This window comes from Oceanihabitans sediminis (genome assembly GCF_003337215.1).
GTDB classification, from domain to species: Bacteria; Bacteroidota; Bacteroidia; order Flavobacteriales; family Flavobacteriaceae; genus Oceanihabitans; species Oceanihabitans sediminis.
In genome coordinates this window covers 469,118-481,907 of sequence record NZ_QPIG01000001.1, presented here as the reverse complement: position 1 = coordinate 481,907, position 12,790 = coordinate 469,118, and the positions used below count along the sequence as shown (strand labels likewise).

General features: G+C 33.7%; 11 protein-coding genes. 5 read left to right on the top strand and 6 right to left on the bottom strand.

Annotated elements, in window-relative coordinates:
* Positions 1-6 precede the first annotated feature (6 nt).
* From DU428_RS02110 to DU428_RS02100, 3 genes are all read right to left on the bottom strand, one after another.
* Positions 7-1,224, bottom strand: a complete 1,218-nt coding sequence (locus tag DU428_RS02110) for a beta-ketoacyl-[acyl-carrier-protein] synthase family protein (protein WP_113965698.1) — start codon at positions 1,222-1,224, stop codon at positions 7-9.
* Between the two features lie 18 nt (positions 1,225-1,242).
* The gene (gene fabG / locus DU428_RS02105) at positions 1,243-1,974 is read right to left on the bottom strand and encodes a 3-oxoacyl-ACP reductase FabG (RefSeq protein ID WP_113965697.1); all 732 of its coding nucleotides are present in this window, start codon (positions 1,972-1,974) and stop codon (positions 1,243-1,245) included.
* Positions 1,975-2,058: 84 nt separating this feature from the next.
* Positions 2,059-3,594 (bottom strand): HAL/PAL/TAL family ammonia-lyase, encoded by a 1,536-nt coding sequence (locus DU428_RS02100; protein WP_113965696.1) that lies wholly within the window; start codon positions 3,592-3,594, stop codon positions 2,059-2,061.
* 111 nt (positions 3,595-3,705) lie between these two features.
* Between DU428_RS02100 and DU428_RS02095 the strand changes: the two genes are divergently transcribed.
* Positions 3,706-4,956, top strand: coding sequence for an NAD(P)/FAD-dependent oxidoreductase (locus DU428_RS02095; protein ID WP_113965695.1), 1,251 nt, complete (start codon positions 3,706-3,708; stop codon positions 4,954-4,956).
* A 29-nt stretch (positions 4,957-4,985) separates the two neighbouring features.
* Here DU428_RS02095 and DU428_RS02090 read toward each other — a convergent pair whose 3' ends face one another.
* Together DU428_RS02090 and DU428_RS02085 are read right to left on the bottom strand one after the other, a co-directional pair.
* Positions 4,986-5,591, bottom strand: a complete 606-nt coding sequence (locus tag DU428_RS02090) for a hypothetical protein (RefSeq protein ID WP_072348100.1) — start codon at positions 5,589-5,591, stop codon at positions 4,986-4,988.
* A 52-nt stretch (positions 5,592-5,643) separates the two neighbouring features.
* Complete coding sequence (locus tag DU428_RS02085) at positions 5,644-6,594, bottom strand: NAD-dependent epimerase/dehydratase family protein (protein ID WP_113965694.1); 951 nt, start codon at positions 6,592-6,594, stop codon at positions 5,644-5,646.
* Between the two features lie 145 nt (positions 6,595-6,739).
* Between DU428_RS02085 and DU428_RS02080 the strand changes: the two genes are divergently transcribed.
* From DU428_RS02080 to DU428_RS02065, 4 genes are all read left to right on the top strand, one after another.
* The gene (locus DU428_RS02080) at positions 6,740-7,252 is read left to right on the top strand and encodes a hypothetical protein (RefSeq protein ID WP_072348104.1); all 513 of its coding nucleotides are present in this window, start codon (positions 6,740-6,742) and stop codon (positions 7,250-7,252) included.
* A gap of 4 nt (positions 7,253-7,256) precedes the next feature.
* Positions 7,257-7,790 carry a nuclear transport factor 2 family protein gene (locus DU428_RS02075; protein WP_072348886.1) on the top strand — a complete coding sequence of 178 codons (534 nt, stop codon included), beginning with the start codon at positions 7,257-7,259 and terminating at the stop codon, positions 7,788-7,790.
* A 115-nt stretch (positions 7,791-7,905) separates the two neighbouring features.
* A complete protein-coding gene (locus DU428_RS02070) occupies positions 7,906-9,999 on the top strand; it encodes a M13 family metallopeptidase (RefSeq protein ID WP_113965693.1) in 2,094 nt (697 codons plus the stop codon).
* Between the two features lie 354 nt (positions 10,000-10,353).
* A complete protein-coding gene (locus DU428_RS02065; protein WP_165839138.1) occupies positions 10,354-11,988 on the top strand; it encodes a GEVED domain-containing protein in 1,635 nt (544 codons plus the stop codon).
* A gap of 66 nt (positions 11,989-12,054) precedes the next feature.
* Here the strand turns inward: DU428_RS02065 and DU428_RS02060 are convergent, their stop codons facing one another.
* Positions 12,055-12,759 (bottom strand): hypothetical protein, encoded by a 705-nt coding sequence (locus DU428_RS02060; protein ID WP_072348110.1) that lies wholly within the window; start codon positions 12,757-12,759, stop codon positions 12,055-12,057.
* Positions 12,760-12,790 lie beyond the last annotated feature (31 nt).

The window sequence follows — 12,790 nt, the reverse complement described above, 5'->3', positions numbered from 1 at the left end:
ATTGTGTTATAATTTTTTTATTATTAAGGCTGAATTTGTTCCCCCAAATCCAAAAGAATTGGACAAAAATACATCAAATTTTTTATCTATCGTTTTACTTACTAGATTTAATTTTTTAGCATCTTCATCAGGTTCTTCAAGGTTGATATTAGGTGCAATAAAGTTATTTTGCATCATTAGCATGGAGTAAATAACTTCACTAGCTCCTGCCATCCAGCATTCATGACCAGTCATAGATTTTGTAGAGCTAACATAGGGGCCATTTTCGCCAAAAACTTTAACAATAGCTTTAGCTTCGTTGGCATCTCCTACAAGGGTTGAGGTTGCATGAGCATTTACGTACTCTATATCTGAAGCTTTTAAGTTAGATTGCGCTATTGCTTTGCTCATTGCTTTTGAAGGGCCGTCTACATTAGGGGTGGAGATATGTTCTCCGTTAGAAGAAAATCCATAACCTATAATTTCGGCTAAAATTGGGGCTCCACGTTTTACGGCAGATTCGTAGCTTTCTACAATTAAAGTAGCCGCTCCTCCACTAGGTACTAGACCATCTCGGTTTTTGTCAAATGGTCTGGAAGCTTTTTCAGGGTTTTCAAGGTTCATGGCAAATACTCCAAGACCATCAAAACTACCCATTGCATATTTGTTTATTTCTTGTGCTCCACCACAAATAATACAATCTTGTAATCCACTTTTTATAAGTTGGTAAGCCATACCAATTGCATGGGACCCACTAGCACAGGCAGCACTAATTGTAAAGTTGACTCCGGTAAGTTTGAAAAGAGTAGAAAGATTCATGGTAACGGTAGAGTTCATTGCTTGAAAAATAGCCCCTGAGCCAACAAGTGTTGTGTCTTTTTTCTCCTTAATTTTATCTACAGAATCTACAACAGCTTTTGCAGTACTATCGTTTCCGTAAAGGATGCCTACTTCATTTTTGTTTATATAATCCTGCGTCAGTTTAGCATTTTCTAAGGCTTCTATAGTAGCTACATAAGCATAAGCTCCTTCGTCCCCCAAACTAATTCGTTCTCTTCTTGTAAGTTGTTTTTTAAGATTAGGAGTTTCTACCATTCCTGTTAACGGGGAGCGATAACCAAAATCTTTACGTTCTTGATCGTAAATAATTCCTGATTTTCCTTGGTATAAGGAGTTTTTAACCTCCTCTAAATTTTTTCCTATACAGGAATAAATTCCCATTCCTGTTATAACAACTCGTTTCATCTTTATAATAAGATTGTGTTAAGAGTAAATCCCTCCGTTAATATTTATTACTTCTCCAGTAATATAAGAAGACTTTTTTGAAACCAAAAAGGAAACTAAATCTGCCACTTCTTGCGCTTCACCAAAGCGATTTGCTGGAATTAATTTTTTAAGTTCTTTTTCGTCTAAGTCTGCTGTCATATCCGATTTTATAAAACCAGGAGCCACAGCGTTTACGGTAATATTTCTTTTAGCAACTTCCTGCGATAAGGCTTTTGTTGCTGCTATAATTGCTCCTTTTGCTGCAGAATAATTAGTTTGTCCTGCAGTTCCTTTTACACCAGAAACCGAAGCTATATTTACAATACGACCAAAGCGGTTTCTAAGCATTTTTTGAATAGCATAATTGGTGACGTTAAAGAATCCGTTTAAGGAAGTGTTGATAACGTTTTGCCAATCTTCTTGGGGCATCCACATAAACAAACCGTCTTTTGTAATACCGGCATTATTAACAATCACTTCTATTAATGCATCCGGATTTGCTTCTTGCCAAGCATCTAATTTAGATTTCACCTGTTCTGCATCTGCTACGTTAAATGCCATAATTTCACCTGTACTTCCAGCTTCTTGAACAGCTTTTAATGTGTCTATTGCAGCAGCTTCGTTGCTGTTGTAATTAATTAATATGTGGTAGTCTGTATCTTTTGCAAGTTGTATACAAATTGATTTTCCGATGCCTCTAGAGCCTCCTGTTATTAAAGCGCACTTCATTTGTTTATATTCTTTTTTCAATTCTTTTTCGAAGAGATTTTTATAATTTTTAGCTTCCGAAAACTAAGGATTTAGTTATTGGAATTAGGCGTTACATGGTGTGTTCATAATATATTCTTTCACCTTATTTACATGCGGATACATGACCACGTCTTTAGTAAATATAGGGACAATTTCTCTAATCTCATCATACAGTTTTTTTGTTTTTGAAGAGACCTTGTTTTGTGCTTTTAAGTATTCGATGGCCTGAACAACCGTGATTAATTCAATAGCCATTACTTCAAAAGCATTTTCAATCACTTTTTTAGTGATTAGAGCAGCGTTGGTTCCCATGCTAACAATATCTTGGTTGTCATTATTGTTAGGAATAGAATGTACGTACATTGGGTTTGATAGCATTTGGTTTTCTGCAGTTGTTGAGGTTGCAGTAAATTGCACGCCCTGCATACCAAAATTTAAACCTAATTGGCCAAGGTTAACAAACGCCGGAAGCATATTGTTTAAGCTTGGGTTTAGTAAGTAGTTTAGTTGTCTTTCAGCAAGCATACTCATTTTTGTAACCACTATTTTTAGCTTGTCCATCTCTAAAGAAACATAGTCGCCATGAAAGTTTCCGCCGTGGTATACATGCTTCTTTTTAACGTTTACTATTGGGTTGTCGTTAGCAGAATTAACTTCTTCAATTAAAATCTGCTCCACGTTATTTAGCGTGTCTAAAACAGGTCCTAGTACCTGTGGGACACAACGTAAAGAGTAATACTCCTGAACCTTATCTTGAAAAACGGAAACCTCATCATTATTTACATCATATAAGTGGTGTTCTCTTTTTCTTGTAAGCTTACTATCTTTTAAGTGTTCACGCATGCTTTTGGCAATTTCGCGTTGTCCTTTATGTTTTTTAGAATTATTTAATTCTTCAGATAAATGATCATCGTAAGCTTTTACAATTTCATTAATTGCTGCAGAACAAGAAATCATCCAGTTTAATAATCTTCTTGTGTACATTGTGTTTACTAGACCAATTCCAGTCATAACCGATGTACCATTCATTAGTGCTAAACCTTCACGAAGTTCAACCGATATTGGTTGTAGGTTTTCTTTTTCAAAAACCTCCTTGGTAGCTAACCTTTCTCCTTTATAAAATACTTCACCCTCTCCAATTAGCACTAAAGCTAAGTGAGCAAGTTGTACTAAATCTCCACTTGCACCAACACCACCATGCTGATAAATTAATGGCGTAATATCTCTATTTAATAGCTCGGTCATTAGTTCGATAACAGATTTATGAACTCCTGAGTTTCCTAAAGAAAGTGTATTCAATCGTGCAAGCATTGCCGCTTTTACATATTGTGGTGCAATAGGTTCTCCGGTTCCAGATGCGTGGCTACGAATTAAATTATATTGTAATTGAATACGTTCTGAATCTTTAATTTTATACTGTGCCATTGGCCCAAAACCAGTATTTACACCATAAATAACTTTGTTTTTGGAGAATTCTTTTAGAAAATTAAAACTGTCTTCTACAGTTTTAAAAACGGAATCTTCAACTTTAATTTTATTGTTTTCAATAATTATTTTATAAAAGTCTTCTATTCCAAGTTTTCCGTTAAATGTTAGCATCTATATATATTATTCTGACTATTTTAGTAATAATTTTAAATTACTAATAGTAAAGTGGTTATTTTTGTGTGTACAAATCTAATGTAATTCGGCTTAAATATAATAATGATTATGAATGAAATACGTATTGATGTTTTAATTATTGGAGCTGGGCCTTCCGGGTGTGTATCTGCATCTTATTTGCATAAGCAAGGAAAAAAAATAAAAGTAGTTGAAAAAAGTAAGTTTCCTAGATTTGTAATTGGCGAGAGTTTATTGCCTAGATGCATGGAACATTTTGAAGAAGTTGGATTGCTAGATGCGCTAAAAGATTTTGGCTTTGAAAAAAAACACGGAGCGAGATTTTTAAGAGGAGATATTGTATGTAACTTCGACTTTAGTAAAAAACACACTGAAGGTTGGGATTGGACTTGGCAAGCTCCAAGAGCCGATTTCGACAATGTTCTTGCAACAGAACTGGTAAATAGAGGCGTAGATATTGCGTTTCAACATGAAGTAGTAGATGTGGTTTTTAATGAAGATGGAACTTCTGTTACCAGTATAAAAGACGAGAATAATTCTGTTTATAAGATCCACGCAAAACACATTATAGATTCTAGTGGTTACGGAAGAGTATTACCAAGATTGCTAGACTTAGATAAACCATCAACTATTCCGGAGCATTCTTCTATTTTTACACATGTAAAAGATACCAATAGACCAGAAGGTGAGGAGGGAACCATTATTACCTTTGATGTATTGGATTTGGATACCTGGTTTTGGGTGATTCCCTTTTCTAATGGAGATACAAGTATTGGTTTTGTTGGAAAAACAGCCTTTCTAGATTCTTTTAAAGGAAGCACTACAGAAAAAATGCAACAACTTCTGAAGCATTCTAAATATTATTACAAACGTTTTGAAGGCTTAGATTTTAAATTCCCACCTGTGCATATTAAAAACTATTCTAAGTCTGTTAAACAGTTATACGGAAAAGGCTATGCTTTAACAGGTAATAGTGCAGAGTTTTTAGATCCTGTTTTTTCATCAGGGGTAACTTTTGCAACAGAATCTGCTATACTTGCAGCAAAACTTATCACTAAAGAACTTAATGGAGAAACGGTTGATTGGGAAACAGATTATACTGGTTATATAATGAAAGGAGTAAATGTTTTTTCTACTTATGTTAAAGAGTGGTACACAGGAAATTTACAAACCTTATTTTTTCATAGACCAGAAAACCAAGATGTGAAGAGGCAAATTTGTGCTGTCCTTGCAGGATATGTATGGGATGAAACCAATCCGTTTGTTAAAAAGCACGATAAAATAGTGAAGAATCTAGCTTATTTAATAGATATGGGAAAAAAAGAAAAAGCGAACCAATAGGTCCGCTTTTTTATAAAACTAAGAAATTTTTATTTTGTTTTTTTCTTCAAATTAGCAGCAAATGTTTTAGCTAATTTAGCATAAGCTTCAGAAATTCTATAACCAGAATCAAAGTCGTTACCAAATGCACCTTTACCTTCAGCTTTGGTGTATTTAATTTCAAATAACACTTTGTCTGGAGCATCATTTTTATACACTGTTAAAATAGCGTCTACTTTAGAGTTTTGTCGCATAACACCAACGTTATATCCTGCGTACAAAAAGGTAGTGTGGATTTTAATAGTGTGTTCTGCTTCGTCAAAATCTCTATCAACTACTATCTCATTTTCTTTCCAACGCTTGTTAAAAGACTCAATAAATTTAGGTTCGTATCTGTTTTCTCTGTCTGCAAACCACGATTCTTTAAATCTTTCTCCTGCTCCTGCTTCCTTATCTTCTCGTTTTTTCATTTTATCTTTTAAAAACTCCTCTTCGTTGTCGTATTTAGGAATTTCAAGATTAGAATAGTCAAAAACCAAGTTGTATTTAGTAATGCCTTTTAAGTTTTTCCAGTCGCCTTCCTGTATTTTTCCTTTTTGAGCAACCATAAAGGTGGTACAGAATAAAATTAAGATAATAGATAATTGATTTTTCATTTTTATGAGTTTAGGTTACGCTAATCTACCTAAAAATGAATTAAAAATCACATTATCCATTGTTTTTTCCTAACTGCGTAAGCATTTCTTTAGTGATATCTTGTAAAGAAAATTCATGTTTCCAATTCCAATCTTCTCTAGCTGGAGTATCATTAATGCTTTTTGGCCAAGAATCAGCAATGTCTTGTCTGTAGTCTGGTTTGTAGCTTATTGTAAATTCAGGAATCACTTTTTGAATAGAAGCTGCAATTTCCTTAGGAGTAAAGCTTATTGCAGATAAGTTATAAGACGATCTAATTTTAATAGCGTCTGTGTCTGCCTGCATAATATCTACGGTTGCTTTAATGGCATCGTCCATAAACATCATTGGTAACTCTGTTTCTTCACTTAAAAAACATTCGTATGTTTTGTTTTTTAAAGCTTCGTGATAAATTTCAACAGCATAATCAGTTGTTCCCCCTCCAGGTAATGTCTTCCAACTAATAATTCCTGGGTAGCGGATGCTTCTTACATCAACACCGTATTTTTCGTGGTAATATTGACACCAACGCTCACCAACTTGTTTCGTGATTCCGTAAACGGTTGAAGGCTCCATGATAGTGCGTTGTTCTGTGTTTTCTTTTGGAGTTGTAGGTCCGAAAACAGCAATACTTGATGGCCAGAATATTTTATCAATTATTTTTGTTTTCGCTAAGTTTAAAACATGGAAAAGCGAATTCATGTTTAAATCCCAAGCTTCCATTGGGTATTTTTCACCTGTAGCACTAAGTAGAGCAGCCATTAAATAAACTGTTTTTACGTTGTTGTTAATACAACAGTCTTTAATAGCGTTGAAATTTTTAGCATCTAGAATTACAAAGGGACCCGAATTTACTAGTTCTAAATTTCTAGTATTAATATCGCTAGCAATAACATTATCAACACCGTAAATGTCTCTTAGTTTGTGTGTAAGCTCAGAACCTATTTGTCCGCAAGCACCAATTATTAAAATTTTTGAAGTCATAAATTTCTATATTTAAGGGGTGTCAAAAATATAAAGAATTCTAGAGACAAGGTGATAAATTTAACTTAAAATAAGAACCGAAAGGCGTAATTAACAATAAAAGCAAAGAATACAATATATTTGTAAACACAATAGCTTAACATACATGAAAGTATTTTTATACATAGCACTCGTTTTTTGTGTTTTTTCCTGCAAAGACGCAGCTAAAACTCCAGTAATAGAAACCGAAACAGAAGAAACTGCTTCGCAAATAACAAAAGAGGATATTTCTGCCTTAAAATATGACCAATTTATTTTAGATAGAAAGAGACAGAATTCAGATAAATTTTGGCAGAAGTATACAGAGCTAGATGAAATAGTTTTACAAGTACAACAAGCAGATTTTTCTTTTTTTAAAGGGAATAACGAAATTCTAAATGCCTTTATTAAAGATTTAAAGGAATCCTTGCCAAGCGAATTTGATACACCACATATTCAAGCAAGATTAGTAGCTTTAGAAACTAAAATGTTGAAATTAGAAGGAGTAATGAATCTTTCTAATCCAAAGAAAAAAGAAGTGCTTTTGGTGCTTAGAGATTTTTTATCTGCATTTTCAAACTTAAATCTTCAAATGAATAAAAAGATTGAAAGAGAATCACAAAACATTCAAAAGCCATAAAAAGATGAAGCAAGTTTTAGGATTATTGTTTGTCATTTTACTATCAGCCTGTATAGGTGCAGATGTAAAACCGAAGATTTCTTCTTCTCCTACAGAAATAAAAGCAGAAATCCATAATAATTTAGACGCTTGGCATGATGCGGCTTCCAAAGCAGATTTTAATGCGTATTTTCATTTAATGACTAAGGATGCCGTTTTTATTGGTACAGATGCTTCTGAAAACTGGCAAGTAGAAGAATTTAAAAGCTACTCTAAACCACATTTTGATAAGGGACGTGCTTGGAGTTTTTCAGCTTTAGAAAGAAATATTTATCTTTCAGAAGATACTAAAATAGCTTGGTTTGACGAGTTATTAGATACCCAAATGGAATTGTGTAGAGGCTCCGGAGTTATGAAATTAGAAAACAATACCTGGAAAGTTGCACATTATGTCTTGTCTATTGCAATTCCTAACGAAAAGGTTTCAGAAGTAATAGCTCTAAAAAAAGAATCTGATAGTCTGTACATGAAACAGTTATTAGAAAAAGTTAAAAATTAATATTTCATAATCAACTTGCTTTTATTTATTAATATTTTGTTAAGATGTAGCAAAACAAGTGCTTAACAAGCTATTATATGGTAAATTGTGGCCAAAATTAAACACTTAAATAAAAATGAAAACTAACCTTAAACAACTATCACTACTTGGTGCATTTGCTTTTGTTGGACTTGTTGCTTGTAAGCAAGAGGAGAAAAAAGAAGTAGCTCAAGTAGTTGAACAAATTCCTGGAATCAATTTAGATTACATGGATACTAACGTAAAACCTAGTGAGGACTTCTTTAAACATGTTAACGGAAAATGGCTAGAAAATAACTCAATTCCAGACGATAGAACTCGTTGGGGAAGTTTTGATGAGCTTCGTCAAAAAACAGATGAAGATGCTTTAGCAATTTTAAAAGCTGCTATGGCAGATGATAAAGATTTAAATAGCATTGAAGTATTGCCAGGTTCAGATCAAGAAAAAGCAGTTTTTCTTTTTAAAACTATCTTAGATACAGAATCTAGAGATAAGCAAGGAATTGAACCTCTTAAACCACTTCTAGAAAAGATTGCATCTATCAATAATATAGAAGACTTACAAGGCTATTTAATAGAAATGGAGCCTCAAGGAGGTGGTAATTTCTTTGGTTTTGGAGTGAGTGCAGATCCTAAAGATAGTAATATGAATGTTGGTTACTTAGGAACTAGCAGACTAGGTTTACCTGATAGAGATTACTATGTGAAAGATGATGCAGACTCAAAAGAAGTAAGAAAAAAATATGTAGCTCATATTACTAGAATGCTACAATACTTAGGAGATACTAAAGAAGAAGCAAAAGCACAAGCTGAGCAAATTCTTGCTTTTGAAACTCGTTTAGCGGAACCAAAAATGGATAAGGTAGATCGTCGTGATCCTCTTAAACGTTATAACCCAACGGCAATTACCGATTTACAAAAAATGGTTCCTGTAATAAACTGGGAGACTTATTTTAAAGGTATTGGTGTAGAGTCATTAGATACTGTAATTGTAAGTGATGTTAACTATATGAAGGCTTTACAGTCTGTTCTTGCAGAAAACAATGTGTCTGACTGGAAAACCTTTTTACGTTGGTCTACATTAAATAGATCTGCAGGAAGATTAAGTACAGAATTAGAAAATGCAAACTGGGAATTCTATAGTAAAGAATTAAGAGGACAAAAAGTACAAAGACCAATAGAAGAGCGTGCTTTACAAACCCTAAATAGGTCTGTTGGTGAAGCTTTAGGTAAATTATATGTAGATCAAAAATTCCCGCCAGAAGCTAAAGAGCGTGCAGAAAAAATGATTGCAAATGTAATTACAGCTTTTGAAAATAGAATTTCTGTTCTTCCTTGGATGAGTGAAGAAACTAAGAAAAAAGCAATTGAAAAATTACGTGCTACAAGCGTAAAAGTTGCTTATCCAGATAAGTGGAAAGACTATTCTGCTATGGAAATTAAAAGTGTTGAAGAAGGAGGTAGCTATTTAGAAAATATGCGTAATGTATCTGCTTATAACTATCAAGAAAACATAGACAAATTAGGTAAGCCAGTAGATAAAAGCGAATGGTTTATGGCACCACAAGTGGTGAATGCATATTTCAACCCAGCTTATAACGAAATCGTATTCCCTGCGGCTATCTTACAACCACCATTCTTTAACTTTACTGCAGATGATGCTGTAAATTATGGTGGAATTGGAGCTGTAATTGGTCACGAAATTTCTCATAGTTTTGATGATTCAGGAGCAAAGTATGACAAAGATGGAAACCTTAATAACTGGTGGACAGATGCAGATTTAAAAGAATTCCAAAACTTAGGAAAAGCTTTAGCAGACCAATATAGTGCTATTGAAGTTTTACCAGAAACGAATATTAATGGTGCTTTTACTTTAGGGGAAAACATTGGAGATCTAGGAGGAGTTCTTGCAGCTTACGACGCTTTACAACTAAGTTTTGATGGTAATAAACCAGCAGATATTGATGGTTTTACAGCAGAGCAACGTTTCTTTATGTCTTGGGCAACTGTTTGGAGAACTTTATATAGAGATGAAGCTTTAAAGAATCAAATTAAAACAGATCCACATTCTCCAGGAATGAATAGAGCAGTACAACCATTATTAAATATTGATGCTTTCTATGAAGCTTTTGATATTAATGAAGGAGATAATATGTACATAGCTCCAGAAGAAAGAGTAAGAATTTGGTAGTATAATATTAGAATACTTATAAAAAAAGCCAGCATGTAATGCTGGCTTTTTTGTTTTTAGGAAACAAATTATTTTAGAAAATTAATAGAATTTTTTATTAAAAATATGCTTCAATAATATTGGGAATTTCTTGTGAGTACAATGTTTATTATTGTTAAGTGTTTTGTTTTTAGCGCTGTATAGATGCTGAGAATATTGGTAGTTAGTCGAAGAATTTTGGAATATCAATAAACATTTTCTATTTTCATTAATTAATCTTCAAAACATATTAAAAAGATATCTGTTCTAATATGGGTGCTTTTTTATATAGGGATGAGGTTTTTTATTAATCAATATTATTTAAAGTATTTTATTATGAAAAAAATTACAATGTTATTTTTTGTAGGTATAATTTCTATGCTTACGTGGACTTCCAGTTTTGCGCAATCCACACCTTGCTCCCAAGAAACCCTAGCTGGAGCAGAAGTAGAGAATGGTTTTGGAAGCCTACATAGTCTTATTTTTGCCAACGATCTAGTTGTGGATGCTAATAGTACATACACGCTGAATACTGTTCAGTTTAATGTATTGGTGGAACCAGGTGTACCTATAGATGGTGTTAAGTTACATTTTTATAAAGATTCTGACTCTGGAACAGGGCCAGGAGTCGAGTTAAGTTCTACTACTATGCAGGTTCCAACTTCCTCTACATATTTATCAAATGCTTTCGGGTTTGATCTTATGGAAGTTAGTTTAGATTTAGCTAGTCCTTTTACTTTTATAGCAGGTAGTACAGAGACTGTTTTTTGGATTGGTGTAACTATTGATTATAGTGGCGCAAGTTCTTATATGGAAGTTGTCGCTGCAATGAATACTCCTAATGTTATCTATTTCTTGTCTGATGGGACTTGGATAGCTAGTTCAGATCCAGAGCCAGTTGGGTTTGGTGAGGCAGCCGATGGAGTTGTTTCCTTTTTTGGAGATTGTGATGTAATTACAGCTTGTACTGGTGTACCAGATGCAGGAACAGCAATAGTTGATCCAACATCTGGAAATCCAGGTTCAGCTTATACGGTTTCTGCTCAAGGATATTCGGCTACTTCAGGAATGTCTTTTCAATGGCAATCTAATACAAATAGTCAAGGTTGGGTTGATGAAGGAACAGCTTCTAATGAGATCCTAGCGTATAATGCAGCAGCTCCTAGTGTGCTTGGAGATGTAGTAGAATGGAGATTGGTTTCTACTTGTACAGCATCGGGAGAGACAGTGTATTCTTCTACTGCTACATTCACTACGACAATACAGTATTGTGATGGTTCGGCTAATAATACCGATTATGAAAATATTACTAATGTTACCTATGCAGGTATTAATAACTCCTCAACTTCTCACTTAGGATATAATGATTTTACAAGTCAAGTAGCTACTGTTGGTTTAGAAGAAACAAGTCAATTATCGGTGCAGATAACTGCAGATGGAAGTGATTATGTGTTTGCTTTTATTGATTGGAATCAAAATGGTGTTTTAGATGATGCTGGAGAAGTTTATACTTTAGCTTCGGGTACAAGTGTATCTGGTCCGCACACCATGGATATTACGGTTCCTGCAGATGCTGCCTTAGGAAATACTCGTATGCGTGTAAAAGTTGTTTGGGATGATGCTAATCCAGACCCTTGTGGTGTATTTGCTTATGGAGAGGTTGAGGATTATACTGTTTTAGTAGAAGATCCAACAGCTAGTATTGATGATAATAGCATGTTAGTAGGTAGTCGTTTGTATCCAAACCCATTAAATGATACTACATTTTATATTCATGCTCCAGGATTAAACGGTGCGACTTTAGATGTAAGTATTGTTGATATGACAGGAAGACAAGTTTATAAAAATACACTTGTTTGCTCTAATAATCAAGTTGCTGTTTCAACAAATGAAGCTATGACTTCTGGAGTTTATATAGTAACTCTGAAGCATGCTAGTCAAACAAAATCATTCCGATTAGTAAGACAGTAATTAAACTTATATATAAATAAAAACCGCATCTATTTGATGCGGTTTTTTGTTTTTTGAAAGAATAAATTAATCCTTTGTTTCTTCTTCAGGTTGTTCTTTTTGACTTAGTAAAGCGGTTCTGCTTACATAGGCTAAATTAAAATTAGGAGCTACCGTTAATGCTTGCTCTAAATATGAAATAGCCCTGTCGATATTTTCTTCTTTATTTTCGTTGAAAGTGATGAGTCCTTTTAAATATAAGAATCCAGCTTTTAAAGGTACCTGATAAGGTTGTTGTGTTTCGTAGTAAACCCTTTTCATGTCCTCTCTAACGTGTAGTAAACCGAAAGAAACATGCTTAGCAGCATCTTCTAAATTTTGAGTTTGTAAATAAATTTCCGCTAATTCATAGGCAAACCTCGCGTTTTGAGTTCTTTTAAATAATTCTTCAAACTGTTTTGCAGCTAATTTAGGTTGCTTTAAAGACTTTAGGGAAACTGCTTTAATCTCTACAGCTAAATTAGAATCTGTAGCGTAAAGATCTGCACCAATAGTATTTAAAGCTTGCATGAATTTTCCTTCATTCATATATAAAAAAGCCAGAGTATCTTGCTTTGCTGCTTCAGGAGCTAAAACGTTTAAATGTGTTAAACCATTAATCATACCTTGTACATCTCCTTGCACTTTCATTTGGTTATAATAGGCTTCGTAGTGTTTTAAAAGCTCTTGGTTGTTTTGTGCATGTAGGCTAAAACTCAAAGTGATACATGCTAATAGAAGAAATTTTTTCATTGAAAATTATTTTTTGAGGTCAAATCTATAA

Excerpts from the sequence above, each read along its gene's own strand:
- DU428_RS02110 (WP_113965698.1), bottom strand. The coding sequence starts at position 1,224 with ATGAAACGAGTTGTTATAACAGGAATGGGAATTTATTCCTGTATAGGA.
- fabG (WP_113965697.1), bottom strand. The coding sequence starts at position 1,974 with ATGAAGTGCGCTTTAATAACAGGAGGCTCTAGAGGCATCGGAAAATCA.
- DU428_RS02100 (WP_113965696.1), bottom strand. The coding sequence starts at position 3,594 with ATGCTAACATTTAACGGAAAACTTGGAATAGAAGACTTTTATAAAATA.
- DU428_RS02095 (WP_113965695.1), top strand. The coding sequence starts at position 3,706 with ATGAATGAAATACGTATTGATGTTTTAATTATTGGAGCTGGGCCTTCC.
- DU428_RS02090 (WP_072348100.1), bottom strand. The coding sequence starts at position 5,591 with ATGAAAAATCAATTATCTATTATCTTAATTTTATTCTGTACCACCTTT.
- DU428_RS02085 (WP_113965694.1), bottom strand. The coding sequence starts at position 6,594 with ATGACTTCAAAAATTTTAATAATTGGTGCTTGCGGACAAATAGGTTCT.
- DU428_RS02080 (WP_072348104.1), top strand. The coding sequence starts at position 6,740 with ATGAAAGTATTTTTATACATAGCACTCGTTTTTTGTGTTTTTTCCTGC.
- DU428_RS02075 (WP_072348886.1), top strand. The coding sequence starts at position 7,257 with ATGAAGCAAGTTTTAGGATTATTGTTTGTCATTTTACTATCAGCCTGT.
- DU428_RS02070 (WP_113965693.1), top strand. The coding sequence starts at position 7,906 with ATGAAAACTAACCTTAAACAACTATCACTACTTGGTGCATTTGCTTTT.
- DU428_RS02065 (WP_165839138.1), top strand. The coding sequence starts at position 10,354 with ATGAAAAAAATTACAATGTTATTTTTTGTAGGTATAATTTCTATGCTT.
- DU428_RS02060 (WP_072348110.1), bottom strand. The coding sequence starts at position 12,759 with ATGAAAAAATTTCTTCTATTAGCATGTATCACTTTGAGTTTTAGCCTA.